The sequence below is a fragment of the Bradyrhizobium sp. 26S5 genome (genome assembly GCF_036923295.1).
Lineage (GTDB): Bacteria > Pseudomonadota > Alphaproteobacteria > Rhizobiales > Xanthobacteraceae > Bradyrhizobium > Bradyrhizobium septentrionale.
Genome location: NZ_CP145948.1, coordinates 9,018,790 through 9,037,976, shown reverse-complemented (window position 1 = coordinate 9,037,976; position 19,187 = coordinate 9,018,790). Strand labels below are relative to the sequence as shown.

At 66.1% G+C, this 19,187-nt stretch carries 12 protein-coding genes; 4 read left to right on the top strand and 8 right to left on the bottom strand.

Annotated features, from left to right (window positions below):
* The first annotated feature begins 594 nt into the window (after positions 1-594).
* The 3 genes from V5279_RS42725 to V5279_RS42715 all read left to right on the top strand — a co-directional run bounded on the left by V5279_RS42725 (position 595) and on the right by V5279_RS42715 (position 6,529).
* Positions 595-1,887 carry an efflux RND transporter periplasmic adaptor subunit gene (locus V5279_RS42725; protein WP_175619400.1) on the top strand — a complete coding sequence of 431 codons (1,293 nt, stop codon included), beginning with the start codon at positions 595-597 and terminating at the stop codon, positions 1,885-1,887.
* On the top strand, positions 1,884-5,057 hold the full coding sequence (locus tag V5279_RS42720; protein WP_338692986.1) for a multidrug efflux RND transporter permease subunit: 3,174 nt from the start codon (positions 1,884-1,886) through the stop codon (positions 5,055-5,057). Before V5279_RS42725 ends, V5279_RS42720 begins: the two co-directional genes overlap by 4 nt.
* Before the next feature lie 281 nt (positions 5,058-5,338).
* Positions 5,339-6,529 (top strand): ABC transporter substrate-binding protein, encoded by a 1,191-nt coding sequence (locus V5279_RS42715; RefSeq protein ID WP_338692984.1) that lies wholly within the window; start codon positions 5,339-5,341, stop codon positions 6,527-6,529.
* 72 nt (positions 6,530-6,601) lie between these two features.
* Here V5279_RS42715 and V5279_RS42710 read toward each other — a convergent pair whose 3' ends face one another.
* The 6 genes from V5279_RS42710 to V5279_RS42685 all read right to left on the bottom strand — a co-directional run bounded on the left by V5279_RS42710 (position 6,602) and on the right by V5279_RS42685 (position 13,615).
* A complete protein-coding gene (locus tag V5279_RS42710) occupies positions 6,602-6,991 on the bottom strand; it encodes an MAPEG family protein (RefSeq protein WP_338692982.1) in 390 nt (129 codons plus the stop codon).
* 92 nt (positions 6,992-7,083) lie between these two features.
* Entirely contained in the window at positions 7,084-8,181 is a 1,098-nt protein-coding gene (locus V5279_RS42705) for a lipocalin-like domain-containing protein (RefSeq protein WP_338692980.1), read from the bottom strand.
* 164 nt (positions 8,182-8,345) lie between these two features.
* The gene (locus tag V5279_RS42700; RefSeq protein WP_166203831.1) at positions 8,346-9,536 is read right to left on the bottom strand and encodes an integrase core domain-containing protein; all 1,191 of its coding nucleotides are present in this window, start codon (positions 9,534-9,536) and stop codon (positions 8,346-8,348) included.
* A 170-nt stretch (positions 9,537-9,706) separates the two neighbouring features.
* Positions 9,707-12,166 (bottom strand): ABC transporter permease, encoded by a 2,460-nt coding sequence (locus V5279_RS42695; protein WP_338692978.1) that lies wholly within the window; start codon positions 12,164-12,166, stop codon positions 9,707-9,709.
* A complete protein-coding gene (locus V5279_RS42690) occupies positions 12,163-12,816 on the bottom strand; it encodes an ABC transporter ATP-binding protein (protein ID WP_338692976.1) in 654 nt (217 codons plus the stop codon). Before V5279_RS42690 ends, V5279_RS42695 begins: the two co-directional genes overlap by 4 nt.
* Positions 12,817-12,856: 40 nt before the next feature.
* A complete protein-coding gene (locus V5279_RS42685) occupies positions 12,857-13,615 on the bottom strand; it encodes a class I SAM-dependent methyltransferase (RefSeq protein WP_338692974.1) in 759 nt (252 codons plus the stop codon).
* Positions 13,616-13,849: 234 nt separating this feature from the next.
* Here V5279_RS42685 and V5279_RS42680 point away from each other — a divergent pair, with 234 nt between their 5' ends.
* On the top strand, positions 13,850-15,166 hold the full coding sequence (locus V5279_RS42680) for an MFS transporter (RefSeq protein ID WP_338692972.1): 1,317 nt from the start codon (positions 13,850-13,852) through the stop codon (positions 15,164-15,166).
* A gap of 227 nt (positions 15,167-15,393) precedes the next feature.
* Here the strand turns inward: V5279_RS42680 and V5279_RS42675 are convergent, their stop codons facing one another.
* Complete coding sequence (locus tag V5279_RS42675) at positions 15,394-17,112, bottom strand: N-acyl-D-amino-acid deacylase family protein (RefSeq protein ID WP_338692970.1); 1,719 nt, start codon at positions 17,110-17,112, stop codon at positions 15,394-15,396.
* A 189-nt stretch (positions 17,113-17,301) separates the two neighbouring features.
* Positions 17,302-19,110, bottom strand: a complete 1,809-nt coding sequence (locus V5279_RS42670) for a chloride channel protein (protein ID WP_338692968.1) — start codon at positions 19,108-19,110, stop codon at positions 17,302-17,304.
* Between the last annotated feature and the right edge of the window lie 77 nt (positions 19,111-19,187).

Genomic DNA, 19,187 nt, shown 5'->3' with positions numbered 1-19,187 from the left:
GCCGTGACATCAGCAAGATCCAATGCGCTTGCCATTTACGTAGTCGCCTTCACCACTCACGCCGCGACAAAGCCCAATGAATGTTCGAGAAAAATGCGGCGGCCAACAAAATTTCACTGTTTGGCAACCATGACCGTATTGGCGATATTTCCGAGTGTCAATGTGTGTCCGGATGACAGCGCGCCGTTAACCACGATTCCGCCATGCAGCGGGAGGTAGAGCGCGGGAAAACTGACCGGTTTTGCCGTTTGCGGCCGGAGGTTGTGCGCCAAAAGTCGAGTCGGGCGTGGTGTGACGAATCTGTGAAACGAGCTCGCGTTGTGATTGATTCGCGGGGATCCGTCTGTGATCTCGTACCCCCGAAAGGCCAGCCAGTCTGTCCCTTCCCGTCGTAACGGTTTCGCGAGCGTGTCGTAAGGCGTTCAGACTACGCAACTATTCGCTTGATCCGGCGCCCATCTTGAACAGACTGGGGGTCGGCTACATCTGTGACGTCCACCGCCGCGACATCGCGACGATCCGTCCGAGTTGAATCACTGCAATTTTAGATGCGACTTTGGTAGCCCTGCTTTGGTCGTTCTGGGGGAGAAGGAATTGAGTGCGATTGACACAACGGAGCGTCCGGCCCCGGTTAACGGCGTCGAACGCGATTCGCTTCGCCGCCATGATTCGCTCGGCCGTCTTGACTCGCTTCGTGGTCTTGGCGGGCTCGGCCTCGCGCCGCTCGGCTTGCTTGCGGCACTGACGCTCGGCGGCTGCGGTGACAAGAGCGCGCAATCGCAGGCCGCGCCTCCGCCGCCCGTGACGGTCGCGCAGCCGGTCAAGCGCACGGTCACCGACTGGGACGAGTTCACCGGCCGCTTCGAGGCGATCGAGGAAGTTCAGGTCCGCGCCCGTGTCGGCGGCTTCGTCGACAGTGTCGAGTTCAAGGATGGCGCGATCGTCCATGCCGGCGATCTGCTTTACACCATCGACCCGCGCCCGTTCGAGGCGGTGGTGCTGCAGGCCCAGGGCCAGCTCGCCGACGCACGCGCCAAGGGGGAGCTCGCCAAGCGTGATCTCGAGCGCGGGCTGAACCTGGTGCAGACCAGCGCGGTCTCGGAGCAGGTCGTCGACCAGCGCCGCCAGGCGTTGCAGGCGGCACGCGCCGCCGAGACGCAGGCCGAGGGAACTCTGAAGGCCGCGCAGCTCAACGTCGAATTCTCCCACGTGCTGGCGCCGATCGCCGGCCGCGTCAGCCGGCATCTGGTCACGCCGGGCAATCTCGTGCAAGGCAGCGAGGGCGGCGCGACGCTTCTCACCTCGATCGTGTCGCTCGATCCGATCTACATCTATTTCGACGTCGACGAGGCGACCTATCAGCGCAACAGCAAGCTGTGGTTCGAAGGCCGGCGGCCGAGCTCGCGCGACACGGCGAATCCGGTGCAGGTGGCGCTGACCGGCGAGACCAAGCCCTCGCATGAGGGCAAGATGGACTTCCTCGACAACCGGCTCGACGTCTCGACCGCGACGCTGCGCAGCCGCGCGGTGATTCCGAACAAGGATCTGTCGATCCTGCCCGGCCAGTTCGGCCGGGTCCGCATCATCGGCTCCTCGCCCTATGAGGCGCTGCTGATCCCGGACACCGCCATCGCCACCGACCAGTCGCGCAAGATCGTGTTCGTGGTCAAGGATGACAACACGGTGGAAGCAAGAGCCGTCGTGCTGGGGCCGCTCGATGAGGGCCTGCGGGTGATCCGCGAAGGCCTCAAGGCGGAGGACCATGTGATCGTCGACGGCCTGCAGCGCGCCCGCGTCGGCGCCAAGGTGACGCCGAAAATGGCGCAGGCTCCCGCGGATACCAAGCCACCGGCAGGCGACAAGCCCGCAGCAGGTGCCAAACCATGAATCTCGGCAGGCTTTCCATCAACCAGCCCATTCTCGCGATGGTGCTGTCGATCGTGCTGCTGATTGTCGGCGCGATCGCCTATCCGACGTTGCCGGTCTCGGAATATCCGCAGGTGGTGCCGCCGACCGTCGTGGTGACGACGCAATATCCCGGCGCCTCGGCGCAGACCGTGTCCGACACCGTGGCGGCCCCGATCGAGCAGGAGATCAACGGCGTCGAGGACATGCTGTATCTCTACAGCCAGGCGACCTCGAACGGCCAGCTCACCATCACCGCCACCTTCAAGCTCGGCACCGACCTCGACAAGGCGCAGGTGCTGGTGCAGAACCGCGTCGCGATCGCGCAGCCGCGGTTGCCCGAGGAGGTGCAGCGCAACGGCGTCACCACGCGCAAGAACTCGCCCGACATCCTGATGGTGGTGTTCATGCTGTCGCCCGACGACAGCTTCGATCAGCTCTACATCTCGAACTACGCGCTGCTGCAGGTCCGCGACCAGTTGCTGCGGCTCGACGGCGTCGGCGACATCCAGATGTTCGGCGCGCGCGACTACTCGATGCGGCTGTGGCTCGATCCCGACCGGATCGCCAATCTCGGTCTGACCTCGACTGAGGTGCTGGCGGCGATCCGGGCGCAGAACCTGCAGATCGCGGGCGGACAGATCGCGGAGCCGCCGATCACCGATCGTGCCTTCCAGCCGAACCTTGTTTTCACCGGCCGCCTCAAGGACATCAGGCAGTTCGAAGACATCGTGGTGAAGGCCGGCTCCGACGGCCGCACCGTGCGCCTGCGCGACGTCGCCCGCGTCGAGCTCGGTGCGCTGTCCTACGCCACCAACAGCTTCCTGCTGCGCAAGTCGGCGGTGGCCCTGCTGGTGACGCAACGGCCCGGATCGAACGCGCTCGCCACCGCCAAGAGCATCTCCGACACGATGGAGCGGATGAAGGCGAGTTTCCCGAAGGGGCTCGACTACAATATCGGCTACAACCCGACCGAATTCATCGCCCAATCGGTTCATGAGCTGATCAAGACCATCTACGAGGCGATGGCTCTCGTCGTCATCGTGGTGCTGGTGTTCCTGCAGGGTTGGCGGCCTGCGATCATCCCGATCGTCGCGATCCCGGTGTCGCTGGTCGGCACCTTCGCGGTGATGGCCGCGCTCGGCTTCTCGATCAACAATCTGACGCTGTTCGGGCTCGTGCTGGCGGTCGGCATCGTGGTCGACGACGCCATCGTGGTGGTCGAAAATGTCGAGCGCCATCTCGAGCACGGCATGTCCAGGCGCGATGCCGCGCTCAAGACCATGGAGGAAGTCGGCGGCGCGCTGGTCTCGATCGCGCTGGTCCTGTGCGCGGTGTTCGTGCCGACTGCCTTCCTCGGCGGCATCTCCGGGCAGTTCTTCCAGCAATTCGCGGTGACCATTGCGGTTGCGACCGCGATCTCCTGCTTCTGCTCGCTGACGCTGTCGCCGGCGCTGGCCTCGCAGATCCTGGTCCCGCACGAGGACAAGCGCCCGCCGGCGCGCTGGAACATCATCGCGCGCGGCTGGGACAGCTTCACCGCATTGTTCAACCGCGTGTTTGACCGGTTGGCGCACGGCTATGCGGCGGTGGCCGACTTCGTGATCCGCCACACCGTGGTGATGCTCGCGATCTACGTCGTGCTGATCGGCAGCGCCGGCTGGCTGCTCGCAACCACCTCGCAGGGCTTCATCCCGGCGCAGGATCGCGGCTACGTCATCATCTCGGCGCAGCTGCCGGGCGCGGCGTCGCTGGCGCGCACCACGGCGGTGGTGCGCGAGATCGAGCGGATTGCACTCGATACGCCCGGCATCGTTCGCGTCGCGGCTTTCGCCGGCTTCTCCGGCGCGACCCGCACGCAGGCGGGCAATGCCGCGGCGCTGTTCCCGGTGTTCGATGAGCCGGAGGCACGGCTGAAGAAGGGACTGACCGCCACGGCGATCACCGCAGACCTGCGCAAGCGCCTGTCGGTGATCCAGGGCGCCTTCATCATCGTGATCCCGCCGCCCGCGGTGCCCGGCATCGGCACCGGCGGCGGCTTCACGATCCGCATCCAGGACCGGCAGGGCCGCGGCCCCGAGCTGCTGGCCTCCGCCACCGACGAGCTGGTCGGCGCGGCGCGCAAGTCGCCCAACCTGACGTCGGTGTTCTCGCCGTTCACCGCCAACACGCCGCAATTGTTCGTCGATATCGACCGCGTCAAGGCGCAGAAGCTCGGTGTGCCGATCGCTGGCATCAACGACACCATCCAGACCTATTTCGGTTCGACCTACGTCAACGACTTCAACCTGTTCGGCCGCACCTATCACGTCACGGCGCAGGCCGACCTGCCGTTCCGCAAGGAGACCACCGACCTCGCGCGGCTGCGCACCCGCAACGCCGCCGGCGACATGGTGATGCTCGGCAGCGTCGTGGACTTCAAGGATACCTCCGGCCCCGATCGCGTCGCGCGCTACAATCTCTACGCCGCCTCCGAGCTGCAGGGTGAGCCGGCGCCCGGCACCAGCTCGACGACGGCGCTCAACACCATCAAGCAGCTCGCCGACGCGACGCTGCCCTCGGGCTTCACCTTCGAATGGACCGACCTGTCCTACCAGCAGGTCACCGGCGGCAATGCCGGCCTCTACGTGTTCCCGATCTGCGTGCTGTTCGTCTACCTGGTGCTGGCCGCGCAATATGGCAGCTGGACGCTGCCGTTCGCGGTGATCCTGATCGTGCCGATGTGTCTGCTCGCCGCCACGATCGGCGTGCGCCTGATGGGCCAGGACGTCAACATCCTGACCCAGATCGGCTTCGTCGTGCTGGTCGGGCTCGCCGCCAAGAACGCGATCCTGATCGTCGAGTTCGCGCGCGACATCGAGCTGGAGGGCAAGCCACGGCTGGAGGCGGTCATCGAGGCCTGCCGGCTTCGCCTGCGGCCGATCCTGATGACGTCGTTCGCCTTCATTCTAGGCGTGCTGCCGCTGGTGGTGTCGACCGGCTCGGGCTCGGAGATGCGCCAGGCAGTCGGCGTCGCCGTGTTCTTCGGCATGCTCGGCGTCACGCTGTTCGGCCTGGTCTTCACGCCGATCTTCTACATGGTGGTGCGCAACCTCGCGGAAGGAAAGAACGAGGGCAAGCCGGCGGCGCCCGCGGCGAATGTGGCGGGGTGATGCCCCCGTGACTAAGACGCGATTCCATTCCCGTCACCCTGAGGAGTGCGGAACGCGCGTCTCGAAGGGTGCACGGCCCGGCTGGTGGCCGTTCGCCCTTCGAGGCTCGCCCAGCGGCGCAATTGCGCCGCAAGGCTCGCACCTCAGGACGACGGGTTTGAGGTCGTGCTGCGGAGTTGAGCCCATACTATTGGCTGAGCGGGAAGGGATGGGCAGGCGCAGGGTTATAAAATAATGTCGCGCCGATTTTTCCTGATCAAGACTGCTGGGAGAGCATAACGATGAAGTCGGGATTTTTGGCCGCGGTTGCGGCGTGCAGCCTGATGCTTGCGGCGCCGGCGATGGCCCAAGGCGTCAAGATCGGTATTCTGAACGATCAGTCCGGCGTCTACGCCGACTACGGCGGAAAGTATTCGCTCGAGGCGGCACGGATGGCGGTCGAGGATTTCGGCGGCGAGGTGCTGGGCCAGAAGATCGAGATCGTCACTGCCGATCATCAGAACAAGCCGGACCTTGCGACCGCGATCGCGCGGCGCTGGTACGAGGTCGAGAACGTCGACATGATCACCGAGCTCACCACCTCGTCGGTTGCGCTCGCGGTGCAGGAGCTGTCGAAGGAAAAGAAGAAGATCGACATCGTGGTCGGCGCGGCGACCTCGCGCATCTCGGGCGATGCCTGCACGCCCTACAGCTTCCACTGGGCCTATGACACCCGCGCGCTCGCGGTCGGCACCGGCGGTGCGCTGACCGAGGCGGGCGGCGACACCTGGTTCTTCCTCACCGCCGACTACGCCTTCGGGTACGCGCTGGAAAAGGACACCAGCGACATCGTCCACTCGAAGGGCGGCAAGGTGGTCGGCTCGGTCCGCGTGCCGCTCAACTCGTCGGACTTCTCCTCCTTCTTGTTGCAGGCGCAGAGCTCGAAGGCGAAGATCATCGGGCTCGCCAATGCGGGGCTCGACACCACCAACTCGATCAAGCAGGCCGCCGAGTTCGGCATCGTCAGGGGCGGCCAGAAGCTCGCCGGCCTGCTGATGACGCTGTCGGAGGTGCACGGTCTCGGGCTGGAGGCAGCCCAAGGCCTCGTGCTCACCGAGGGCTTTTATTGGGATCACGACGACGCCTCGCGCGTCTTCAGCGAGCGCTTCTTTAAGCGCACCAGCCGGATGCCGAGCATGATCCATGCCGGCACCTATTCGGCGACGCTGAGCTACCTCAAGGCCGTGAAGGCGGCCGGCACCAAGGACAGCGAAGCGGTCGCCGCGAAGCTGAAGGAGCTGCCGGTCGACGACGCCTTTGCCAAGGGCAAGGTGCTCGCCAACGGCCGCATGGTCCACGACCTCTATCTGTTCGAGGTCAAGAAGCCGTCGGAATCGAAGAAGCCGTGGGACTATTACAAGCAGCTCGCCGTGGTGCCGGGCGACAAGGCGTTCTTCAGCGCCAAGGACAGCGGCTGCCCGCTGACCAAGTGACGCGCGGTTGGGGCAACAAGTATCGCCGTCGTCCCGGCGTTCGCCGGGACGACGGCGGAGTATGTGGCGCCCTCAATGGATCAGCCGCCACACCGCGCCGCCGATCGCGCCGACCCACAACACGATGCACGCCATCGCCTGGATGCCAAATCCGCGGCTGCGCTTTGCCACCGCCTCGCGATAGCCGGTGAAGTAGACGATGCGGCCGATCACCCAGAGCGCCCCGATGGCTGCGGCTGCGGCATCACTGATATAGATGGCACACAGCCAAAGCGACGGCAGGAAGATCGGCATCCATTCCAAGGTGTTCATCTGGATGCGGAAGATGCGCTCGAAATCCGGATGGCCGGAGATCGCCGGCAGCTTAACGCCATAGGCGACGCGGGCGCGCGCGACCTGGGTCGAGGTGAAGAAATAGAACGCGACGGCAAGGCAGGTGACGATGGCCGTGTAGTGGTACATGTCAGGCGTGTCCTCTCGTTCCGTTGGCCCCGATGCCATGACGGGGCAGCAGCGACCGGTGTGACAGGCGATATCTTTTTGAATGCGCCGCTCTAGTATCCGGTCATCTCAAGATAGCCGATTCCGGCGTGGCTTCCTGTGAAGCGGATCGGGCCTTCCCAATAGGGGAAGCTGGTTCCCATCCAGCTCTTTGGATTGAGCGGCGTGGTCTCGATGGCAAGGCCGCGCGCGGGCAGGGCGACGCGCCACGCCGTCGGCAGCTTGTGGCCGTCGATCTCGGTGATCGCAACCGGCGCGATGCTGTTACCGCTGGCCGCGATCTCGGTCGAGCGGCCGTCGGGCGTGATCCAGTTGCCGAACAGGTTCTCGCGGCCGTCCTTCTGGCGCAGCCGGTACAGCATCAGCTTCTCGTCGCCGGGCAGATGCAGCGAGAACCAGTCCCAGCCGGTCTGGTCGGATGCGAGCGGCTGGCTGCTCCATTCGCGGTCCATCCACGCCATGCCCGTGACGTCGACCGGTCTGTCGTCGATCACGATGCGGCCGGACACCTTGTAGAACGGCTGGCTGTAGTAATACGACGCCTGTCCGCGATCCGACTTGCGGCTGTAGCCGTGATCGCCCTGCAGCACCAGCGGACGGTCGGCGGCAAGCCGGAGCGTGGCGCTGAAGTCGGCGGCGGAGGCCTTGAGCTCGAGCGGCGCGACGGTCTGCGCATCGAACCCATCGAGGCCGCGGATTTCCCAGGCATCGATCCAGGCCCGGAACGGCGTCGCGTCGACACCGGCCTGCCCGACGCCGCCGCGCGCAAAGGTCTCGTTGAAGCGGTGGGTGGTGGCACTGGTCACCGCGGCGTGGCCCATCCAGACCTGCTGGTTGGCCCAGCCCTCGACCGCTCCGCCCGGCTTCATGGCCTGGCGGAACAGCGTCCATTGCGTGCCATAGGCCGCGCCGCTGGCGTCGGACAGGTTCGCGGTGACGTACCACCACTCGATCCGGAATTCCGGATGCGGGCCATGATCGGCTGGAAACGCGAACTGCTTGCCCGGCGTGACGGCGGCAAAGCCTTCAGCATTCTCGCCGAGCCCGGCAAAGCCCTGCGCAAAGCTCTTGCCGCCAAGCGCAAGCGCCAGCGCGCCGCCGGCAAAGGCACGGCGCGTGATATCAGCGCTAGTAGCGAATGTCTGTTGCATGGACCGACGCATCCGCAACCTCGCTTCACCTCTCCCGCTTGCGGGGGAGGTCGTATCGCATCGAAGATGCGATACGGGTGGGGGCGCTCTCCCCAATATGACTCGTGTGTTCAACCGGCATGATTCCCGACATTTTGGACCGGCATGATCCCCGACAGTTTGGGTTAAGCGGTCTGTTCGCCCGGTTCGCGCAGCCCCTCACGAGGCGGAGCGAACCGGGTGAACAGGCCGCGGCGGTCGATGAGACCGACGTCGAGGTCGCAGAAGCGGACGACGTGGTCACCGGTATCGAGTTCGGCGATGCCGACAAGTTCGTTCACCAGCGCCTGACCGATAAAGACGAACTTGCCTTTCCATTTAATCTCCCCATTGCCGCGAACACGGCGGGCCTGGTGATCGGCGTCATACCAGGGGTCTTGCTCGCGATCCGGCATGGTGCGTTGAGATGCTCGATAGGCGTCCTCCGGCGGCCGTTGGCCCAGCGCTTCGTGAGGACGTTCCTTATTGTAATGCTCTCGGAAGGCGTCAAAGCGGGCCTGTTGCTCGGACGCATTATCTGCCGGTGGGCTCGATGTTTGCGCCTTCAAGGTGCGATGCATGCGCTCATGGCGACCGTTCTCCTGCGGCGAGGCCGGACGGATGAAGTGCGGCGTAATGCCGAGCTTCAGCCACCAGACCGACAATGTGGTGAGACCGCCGGCGCCGCGCGAGCCGAACGGCGAACCATTGTCGCAGCGGATTGCCCGCGGCAGGCCATGCTCGCGGAAAGCCCTCTCGAAGCGGGGGCGGACGCCCTCGGTCGTCGGTGCGACGATCTGCAGTTCGATCAGGAAGCGACTGTGGCTGTCAGCCACCGTCAACGGATCAATCCGGCACTGGTCGCGGGTGCGGAACCAACCCTTGAAGTCCACGCTCCACTCGTCGTTCGGCTCCTGCACCGGCGTGCAGGGACGCCGCTGGTCGAGCGGACGGCGGCGGCGCTTCACCGGCGAGATCAGCCCCGCGCGCTTGAGAATGCTCCCAATCGTCGACGCCGCCGGCCAATCGATCTCCGGCGCCTGGCGGTCAAGCAGGGCGAGCAGCTTGCGCGGTCCCAGATAGGGAAAGCGCTGCCGAGCCGCGATCACCTTCTCTGCAATCGCCGCATCGGTCGTTTGTCGGCATTGCTGCGGCGCGTGCGAACGGTCCCTGAACCACTCCGGATCGCCGCTCTGCTTCCGCTGGCGCCATGCGTAAAACGTGTCGCGGCAGATACCGTGACGGCGGCACAACTCCGACACGCTCCAGTTCCCGCTCTCGTACTCCATAAGCATCCGGATACGCTCTTCCATCCGACTGGTCTCTCTGAACGGCATCGTCGGGCCCTCCCGCCGATGCTTCTAGAAACCTGTCGGCAATCATGCCGGTCTAAACTGTCGGGTATCTATCCGGTCTGTACCGCGGTGAGACCCCCACCCTGGCCCTCCCCCGCAAGCGGGAGAGGGAATAGAGTTCCGTCGCGGCAGCTGCGTGGCCTCTTCATGTCTCAGCGCTCATTGGCAAAAATCCGGATCAGGCTGGCCGGCTGCATGCGCGCCAGTCTAGCGACCGGCAGCGCCGCCGCACAGAGCGCGGCCGCCATCGCCACCGCGAGCAGCTCGATCAGCTGCAGCGGGAAGATTTGGAACGGCAGCCGCCAGCCGAACGCTTTCACATTGACGATCGCAAGCAGGCACCACGCGACCAGAAGGCCGAGCGGCAGCGCGAACAGCGCGGTGATCAGCGCCACCGCCATGGTCTTCAAGAGTTCGAGCGCCGCGAGCCGCCGCCGCGTCAGGCCGATCGCCCACAGCGGCGCAAGCTGCGGCAGCCGTGAATTGGCGAGCGTCAAGAGGCTGGTCAGGAGCGCGATGCCGGCGACGCCGAGGGTGAAGGCGTTGAGCGCCGCGGTCACCGAGAAGGTGCGGTTGAAGACCCGCTTGGAGTCCCGCTTCATCGTCGCCTGATCGGCGACGTTGCGGTCGTCGAGGCCGAACTTCTCCTGCAGCGCCGTGATCAGCGGCGCGATTCTGTCGGGCGCGACGCGCAGGCCCATCCGCGTCATCGGCGTCTGCGGGAAGCGCCGTGTCAGCGCGGCGTAGTTGACCGCGATCTGGCCCTTGGGGTTGCCGTAATCGGCATAGATGCCGACAATCTCGAGCGGCCAGGCGCCGCCGGGGGCGGGCACTTCGATGTGATCGCCGAGGCCAAGCTTCATCCGTCGCGACAGCTGCTCGCTGACCAGACAGGTGTCGCCGGGACGCAGCCTGACCCAGGCATTGGCGGTGCTGTCGAGCAACGGCCAGTTGTCGCGATAGGTGGTGTGGTCGGGCAGGCCGAGCACTTCGATCGGCGCGCCGGCGAGCTGGGTGTCGGCGCGGCCGCCGGGCAGGATCGCCTCGACCTCAGGCCGATCGTGCAGCCAGGCCCTGATCTCCTTCGCCTGGGTATCGCTGGCGGCGCTGATATAGACGTCGGCGGCGAGCCGGCCATCGAGCCAGACCAGGAAGGTGCGGCTAAAACTTTCCACCATGGTGCCGACGCCGACATTGACGGCGAGCGCGAGCAGCAGCGCCATCAGCGCCAGCGACAGGCCCGACAATTGCTGGCGGCTGTCGGCCCAGAACCAAATGCTAACAGGCGCGCGCGCGCTGCGCTGGCCGAATGCGAGCGCGATTTGCAGGACCATCGGCAGGATCAGCGCTGCGCCGAGCATCAGCGCCGCCAGCACGGCAAAGCCCGCGATCAGGGAATCGCCGAACTGGATCAGGCCGGCGGCGAGCGCAAACACCGCGAGCGCCGCCGCGCTCTGGAGCATGAGCCAGCGCCGCTGCGCCTGCTGCCAGGCCTGCGGTTGCGCGGTCGCCAGCACAGGCATCCGGATCGCCTTGGCGAGGCTCGCGGCCGCCGCGGCAAGCGCGCCGAAAATGCTGATCGCGATGCCGGCGAACCACCAGATGGGCTTGAGCGACAGCTGTCCGGGGATCTGCGCGCCGTAGAGCCCGCGCAGGGAGGCCACGACGTCCGGCAGCAACGCCGCCGCGATGAAATAGCCGCAGACGAGGCCGATCAGGCCGGCGATCAGCGCCAGCGACACCAGCTCGATCACCAGCACGGTGTTGAGCATCCGCGCCGAGACGCCGCAGGCGCGCAGCGTGCGCAGCATCGGCAGCCGCTGCTCGAAGGCGAGCCCGATCGCGGAGTTGACGATGAACAGGCCGACAAAAAACGACAGCAGGCCGAAGGCGGTGAGGTTGAGATGGAAACTGTCGGTGAGGCGTTCGAGGTCGCTCTCCGCGCTCGGCTCGACCAGGCGCAGCTTGTCACCGGTCACGCTTTCAAGCGTGCCATGCGGCGCTTTCAACTTGCCGACCAGCAGGCGCGACACCTGGCCGGGCATTTTTAGGATGTCCTGCGCGATGCCGATATCGACGACCAGCGCGCCGGGCGCGAGCTCGGCCTGCACGCGCAGCGGCGGCAAGCTCGTGCCGTTGGCCTGCGGCCGCTCGCCTTCCTTGAGGCCGAGATCGCGCAGCGTCTCAGGCGCCACCAGCATTTCGCCTGGAGGCGTGACGAAGGATTGCAGGTTGCCGCGGCCGATCGCCGGCGCGTTGCCGACCTCGGAGGGCAGCGTCACCGGCTCGACGCCGAGCAGGCGGAAGCTGCGCCCGTCGATCTGGACGCGGCCTTCCAGCATCGGCGACACCCGCCAGCCGGCGCGGCGCAGATTGACGAACAGCTTTTGCGGGAAGGTCGCGCTGTCCCTGGCGACCAGCATTGCGGTGCGCGAGCCGCCGAAGGTCGCCGCAGCGCGGTCATAGGCGATGCGGGCTTGCTGGTTCAGCGCCTGGACGCCGCTCCACAGCGCGGTTGCCGAGATCAACCCGATCAGCAGCGTTGCGAGCTGCATCGGATGCCGTCGCCAATGGCTGAGCAGCACGGCGAGGATCCAGAGCGCGCGCCTCACGCAATTACTCCGGCATGCAGATTGACCTGGCGGTCGAGCGTTGCGGCGAGCCGCGCGCTGTGGGTGACCATCAGGAAGCCGCAGCCGGTGCGAACAACCAGATCGCGCGCCAGCCGCAGCACCTCGTCGGCGGTGTCCTCGTCGAGATTGCCGGTCGGCTCGTCGGCGAGCAGCAACAACGGCTTCGGCGCCAGCGCGCGGCCGATCGCGACGCGCTGCTGCTGGCCGCCAGACAATTGCTCGGGATAGCGCTTCAGGAGGGTTTTCAGCCCGAGGCGTTCGACCAGCTCATCATGCCAGGCGGCATCGTGCCGGCCGGCGATGCGCGACTGGAACAGCAGATTGTCCGCAACCGTCAGGCTCGGGATCAGGTTGAACTGCTGGAACACGAGGCCGAGCCGGTCGCGGCGCAACTCGGCGCGGCCGGCATCGTTGAGTTGGGAGACGACGGTATCGGCAAGCCTGATCTCGCCGCCGTCGGCGGCATCGAGCCCGGCGATCAGATGCAGCAGCGTGCTCTTGCCGCTACCGGATTCACCCGATAGCGCGACGCTCTCGCCGGTCGCAACCGCGAGGTCGACGCCGCGCAGCACCGCGACGTCTTCGCCGGCAGAGCGGTAACTCTTGGTCAGGCCGGTGACGCGAAGCACCGCGGCGGTCTGGTCAGATGAAGCGATGGCCGTGCCTCATTCAAGGCTTCTGGTATTTCAGGACGAACTCGTCGATCGGCACCGGCGCCTTGAAGACGGGAATGTCCCTGGGGTCCTCGGCATGATGCAGGAAATCGCCCTCGGCCACCAGCTTGAAGCCGGCGGCCTCGATCTCCTGCTTCAGGGTGCTCTCCTCGATCCGGTGCAGGGTCTTGGCGACATTGGTGCCGTCGCCCGGCTTGGCCGAGTGGTCGGCGATCACCAGGAAGCCGCCGGGCTTGAGCGCGGCGAACATCTTCTTGTTCATCGCGGCGCGGTCGACCGGCAGATAGGTGATGTCGTGATAGAAAAAGAAGAAGGTGATCATGTCGAGGTTTTTGACCTCGGGCGGGATCGGGTCGTCATAGTCCCGCACCACATGGACGACGTTCTTCATCGCGGGCGCCTTCGCGCGAATGTCGAACTTGTCCTTCACGAAACGCTCGAGGACGGCAGCGGAATCCTGCGCGTAGACCTTGCCCGACGGGGCGACGGTGCGCGCCAACAGCTCGGTGCTGTAGCCGGCGCTCGCCGCCATGTCGAGGATCGTCATGCCGGGCTTGACGCCGGCAAAGGCGAGCATCTTGGCCGGCTGGCGGCGCTGGTCGACCTGGCGATCCGCATCGCTACGGTCGGGCGAGGCGACGATCGCCGCATAGTCGGGAGCGGCGACGTCCTGTGCGCGGACTTGAGGCACGGCGAGCAGCGCGGCGGACACAAGTGCAACGCAGGTGGCCGCGCGTAGGATCGATTTGTTCATGAAATAACCCCGGGCTTTTCGTTGGCCCCGAACATAGCAGGGGGGACATGACAGATCACCGCTTGACGGGGGTGACGACGCGATCGTGATCGGGTGCACTTGCCCGGCCATCGTGTAGCGCCAGCCACAGAACCCCGAGGAAATGCGGTGTTGCGTTGCGTGGCGAGGCGTGGCTAGCATCGCCAGCTGGGGCCGATTTTACGAAGCCAAAAACGAAACGACGGGGAGCCAGACATGACCACGCAACCGACGCCCGGAGGGATGTCGAAGGGGACGCCCAAAGGCGCCTGGACAATCACCTTCCTGCTGTTCCTGTTCATGGTGGTGAACTTTGCGGACAAGATCGTGGTCGGGCTCGCCGGCGTACCGATCCGCAAGGAGATGGGTCTGAGCCCGGAGCAATTCGGCGATCTCGGCTCGGCCTTCTTCATCCTGTTCTCGATCTCGGCGATCGTGGTCGGCTTCATCGTCAACCGCGTCGATACGCGCTGGGTGCTGCTGATCCTGGCGGTGATCTGGTCGCTGGCGCAATTTCCGATGATCGGCACCGTCAGCTACACGACGCTGGTGATCTGCCGCATCATCCTCGGTGCCGGCGAGGGACCGGCCTTCGCGGTCGCCGCGCACGCGATCTACAAATGGTTTCCGGATGAGAAGCGCACGCTGCCGACCGCGATCCTGTCGCAGGGCTCGGCGTTCGGCGTGATCCTCGCGGTGCCCGCGCTGAACTGGATCATCGTCAATCACAGCTGGCATCACGCCTTCGGCGCGCTCGGCATCGTCGGCCTGATCTGGACCGTCGCCTGGTTCGCGTTCGGCAAGGAAGGGCCGCTGGTGTCGACAGCGGCCGCGGCCGCCGACGAGCAACGAATTCCCTACTGGAAGCTGCTGACATCGCGCACCTTCGTCGGCTGCGTGGTCGCGACCTTCGGCGCCTATTGGGCGCTGTCGCTCGGGCTGACCTGGTTCACCTCCTTCATTATCGAAGGACTCGGCTTCTCGCAGCAGCAGGCCGGCTTCGTCTCGATCCTGCCCTGGATCTTCGGCGCGACCATCGTGCTGCTGACGGGGTGGATTTCGCAGCTGATGCTGGCGCGCGGCTTCACCACCCGCGGCGCGCGCGGCGTGCTCGGCGCGGCGCCCTTGATCGTCGGCGGCTGCATTCTCGCGACGCTGCCCTATGCTCCGCCAGGCGCGCTGATGATCGCGCTGCTGGTGATCGGCTCCGGCCTGTGCGGTTCGATCTATGTGGTGTGCCCGCCGATGCTCGGCGAGTTCACGCCGGTGTCGCAGCGCGGCGCCGTGATCGCGATCTACGGCGCGCTGTATACGATCTCGGGCATCCTGGCGCCGATGGTGATGGGCAACGTGATCCAGCACGCCGCCACGCCGATGGCAGGCTACATGACCGGGTTCACCATCAACGCCGCGATCATGGTGGGCTCGGGCGTGCTCGGGTTGCTGCTGCTGTGGCCCAACACCGAGCGCGCGCGGCTGACCGGCACGGCGCAGCCGGCGGGCACGATCAAAGGCGCGATGTCGCCGACGTAAGGAGCGCTGTTCTAGCAACTCGCCCCCACTTCCCCTCTCCCCTTGTGGGAGAGGCCGGATTTCGCGCGTCAGCGGGAAATCCGGGTGAGGGGTTTGCCTCCGCGAACTCAGTTCCTCGAGAGACCGCAACCCCCCACCCGGATCGCATTGCGCTCCGCTGCATGCGATCCGGCCTCTCCCACAAGGGGAGGAGAGGCGGGAGTTTGCCGAGACGGTCCGGCCCTATTTCAGTTCAACCCCTGCGCACCGCGCACGAGCTTGCCGGGCCGCGCGCCGGTGGCTCTGCCGTCGCGCTGGGTCACCACGCCTGACACGATGGTGGCGTCGTAGCCGTCGACCTGCTGCAGCAAGCGGCGGCCGCCGACCGGAAGGTCGTAATGCACCTTCGGCGGATGCAGATGCAGGCGGTCGTAATCGATCACGTTGACGTCGGCCTTGAACCCCGGCGCGATCACGCCGCGATCGTGCAGACCGACCGACAGCGCGGTCTTGCGCGACTGCGCCGCGACCACGAACGGGATCGAGAGCTTCTCGCCGCGGCTGCGGTCCCGCGTCCAGTGCGTCAGCAGATAGGTCGGGAAGCTGGCGTCGCAGATGATGCCGCAATGCGCGCCGCCATCGGACAGGCCGGGCACCGCGCTCGGCTCGCGCAGCATTTCGTGCACGGCATCGAGATTGCCGTCCGCATAATTGAGGAACGGCACATAGAGCATGCCGCGGCCCTCGTCGGTCAGCATCGCGTCATAGGCGAGCTCTTCCGGCTGGCGGCCCTGGCGCCGCGCCTGCGGGCCGAGCGCGTTTTCCGGCGGCTGTTCGTAGTCCGGGGGATTGCCCAACAGATACATCTTGTCGTAGTTCGGCCGGAAGAACAGCGGATCGTCAGTCGAGGTCGCGCTCTCGCTCAGGATCGCCGCGCGCATCTCGGGCCGGCGCAGATGGGTCAGCCGTTCGGCCAGCGGCAGCTTTGCAATGGCACGGTAGCTCGGATGGGTCTGGAACGGGTTGCGCGACAATTCCAGCCCGAGCAATAGCCCGACCGGCCGCGCGGCGATCTGGGTCGTGATCGACAGGCCGCGCGCGGCAGCTTCGTTGATGGTGTTCATGGTCTGCCGCCAGCGCCGCGGCGCCTTGTCGGCCTGCGCCACCGAAAACGAGATCGGGCACTTTGTGTTTTCAGCGACCCGCAGCATCATCGGCAGATCTTCGTGGACGGTGCTCTGGTCGAGCACGAATTGCAGCACACTACGGCCGACGCCGTGCATCGCGCCGGCGATCGCGGTCAATTCATCTTCGCCGGCTTTCAAGGTCGGCGTGTAGTCGCCGGTCGAGGTGCGGTGGTTGAGCGTGCGCGAGGTCGAGAAACCCAGCGCGCCCGATCGCACCGCGTCGCCGGCCAGCGCCGCCATCGCCTTGTTGTCGTCAGGCGTTGCGGGATCGCGGCGCGCGCCGCGCTCGCCCATCACATAGACGCGGAGCGCCGCATGCGGCAGCTGCGCGCCGATATCCATGTCGAAGCTGCGCTTCGACAGCCACTCCATGTAGTCGGGGAAGCTTTCCCAGGCCCAGGGAATGCCGGCGCTCAGCACCGGCTCCGGAATGTCCTCGACGCCTTCCATCAGCTGGATCAGCCGGACGTGATCGCTCGGCCGGCACGGCGCGAAGCCGACGCCGCAATTGCCCATGATCGCCGTGGTGACGCCGTTCTGCGACGACGGCGTGATGTCCTGGCTCCAGGTCACCTGGCCGTCGTAATGGGTGTGGACGTCGACGAAGCCGGGCGCGACCAGCTTGCCCTTGGCGTCGATCTCTTGCCTGCCTTTTGCGGAGACCTTGCCGACCTCGGTGATCTTGCCGCCTGCGATCGCGACATCGGCTTCATAGAGATCGCCACCCTTGCCGTCGGCGACAGTGCCGCCGCGGATCACGAGGTCTGGGGTCGAGGTCATGGCGTTTCATCCCGAGGCTGTTCTTGGTTACCGGCATCATGGGTGCCCCCCGGATGCTGTCAACCATCGCCGATGAAGCTCTGGGATGCGTTGGCGACGATTTGCCAGCGAGGATCGAGTGCGACCGCCCGGCGGAAATTTGTTCCGCGACGGGTCGATGACCCGCCGCCGCGGAAGCCGCCTGAACACCTACCGCGCGCCGAAGAAGGCTGTCTTCTGGGTCTCCTCAGCCTGCAGCCGGGCGCGCACCCGCATCAGGTCCTTCCAGCCGATATAGCCGACCAGGCGCTGATCCTCGCGCGAGATCACCGGCAGATGCGAGACGTTGACCTGCATCAGGCGGTCGGCGAGCCGGTCGAGATATTCATCGGGATAGGCGACGGTGATCTTGCTGCCGGCCAGCAGCTGGCCGAGCGTCGCGGTGCGATGCTTGCCGGCGCGGCGCCAGCGCAGCACGGATGGCGGGTCGATCACGCCGAGCACGTGATGGTTGGCGTCGACGACGGGGAAGCTCGGGTGCCCGGTCTTCGGGTTGGTCAGGAAGGCTGCCGCGCCGTGCAGCGTCATGGTGTCGGACACGGTCTCGACCGCCTTGGTCATCACGTCGCGCACGCGCGTCAGCGCGAAGGGATCGACGCGGTACTCGCGCACCAGATGATGGCCGCGCCGCGCGACCTTCTCGGTCAGGATCGACCGCCGCATCGAGAGCACCGTGACGCCATGCGCGGTGCCGCAGGCCGCGATCAGCGGCAGCAGCACATGGGTGTTGCCGGTGAGTTCGACCGCGAAGAAGGTCGCGGTCAAGGGCGAGCGCATCGTGCCGCCCATCGTCGCCGCCATCGCCAGCAGCGCCCAGAAGCCGGGGCTCGCGGGCGGCAGGTAACCGCTCAGCACCGTTCCCATCGCGCCGCCCATGATGAGCAGCGGCGCCAGCACGCCGCCCGACGTGCCCGAGCCGAGCGCAACCGACCAGATCACGGCCTTCACCACGAGCAGCAGCAGTGCGGCCTTCAGCACCACGTCGCCACTCAGCATCGCGGCAAGATTGTCATAGCCGACACCGAGCGCCTGGGGTTCGATGAGCCCCCCGAGGCCGACGACTAGGCCGCCGATCAGCGGCCACCACATCCAGTGGATCGGCAGCTTCAGGAAAATGTCCTCGCAGCCATAAACCAGCTGAGTGAGCACGCCTGACAGCAGCCCGGAGAGGATTCCGATCAGCATCCAGGCGCCGAGTTGCAGCACCGAGATGTCGACGCCGCCCGCGAACGGGAACAGTGGCGCCGGCATGTGAAGGAAGGTGCGCCCGACCGCGGCCACCACGGCGGCGACGGTGACGGGGATGAAGCTGCGCGGCGTCCATTCGAACAGCAGCAGTTCGACCGCGAGCATGATCGCGGCGATCGGGGTGCCGAACACCGTGGTCATGCCGGCGGCGGCGCCGGCCACCAGCAGGGTCTTGCGCTCGTTGTCCGTCACCGGAAGCATTTGCGCGATCAGCGAGCCGATCGCGCCGCCGGTCATGATGATCGGGCCCTCGGCGCCGAACGGACCGCCGGTGCCGATCGAAATCGCCGACGACAATGGCTTGAGGATCGCCACCTTGGGGTCGAGCCGGGAACGGCCGAGCAAAATCGCCTCGATGGCTTCCGGAATGCCGTGGCCGCGGATCTTCTCGCTGCCGAAGCGCGCCATCAGGCCGATGATCAGCGCGCCAGCGACCGGCACCAGCACGGTCCAGAGACCAAGCGGCGAATCCTGCAATTTCAGATCGGCGAAGCTGAACCGGCCGAAATAGGCGATGTTGGTGGCGAGCTTGATCAGCTGCAGCAGGCCCGCCCCGGCCAGCACGCCGGCGGCGGCGACGAACACGGCGATCGCCGAGATCACGACGACACGCGGATCGGTGGTGAAGTCGCTCAGAAGATGACTGGCCTTGTCGCCGATCTTGGAGGCGTTGTTGGCGGAGGCGCTCGATTTGGTGGAAATGACGCTCATGGGTGGCGTAAGGCTCGGATGAAGTGGACGCCGGGCGTCATATCGCATTGCGATATAATTACAAGCGGGAGACATCG

Coding starts and splice junctions, on each gene's coding strand:
- V5279_RS42720 (WP_338692986.1), top strand. CDS start 1,884: ATGAATCTCGGCAGGCTTTCCATCAACCAGCCCATTCTCGCGATGGTG.
- V5279_RS42715 (WP_338692984.1), top strand. CDS start 5,339: ATGAAGTCGGGATTTTTGGCCGCGGTTGCGGCGTGCAGCCTGATGCTT.
- V5279_RS42710 (WP_338692982.1), bottom strand. CDS start 6,991: ATGTACCACTACACGGCCATCGTCACCTGCCTTGCCGTCGCGTTCTAT.
- V5279_RS42705 (WP_338692980.1), bottom strand. CDS start 8,181: ATGCAACAGACATTCGCTACTAGCGCTGATATCACGCGCCGTGCCTTT.
- V5279_RS42700 (WP_166203831.1), bottom strand. CDS start 9,536: ATGCCGTTCAGAGAGACCAGTCGGATGGAAGAGCGTATCCGGATGCTT.
- V5279_RS42685 (WP_338692974.1), bottom strand. CDS start 13,615: ATGAACAAATCGATCCTACGCGCGGCCACCTGCGTTGCACTTGTGTCC.
- V5279_RS42680 (WP_338692972.1), top strand. CDS start 13,850: ATGACCACGCAACCGACGCCCGGAGGGATGTCGAAGGGGACGCCCAAA.
- V5279_RS42675 (WP_338692970.1), bottom strand. CDS start 17,112: ATGACCTCGACCCCAGACCTCGTGATCCGCGGCGGCACTGTCGCCGAC.
- V5279_RS42670 (WP_338692968.1), bottom strand. CDS start 19,110: ATGAGCGTCATTTCCACCAAATCGAGCGCCTCCGCCAACAACGCCTCC.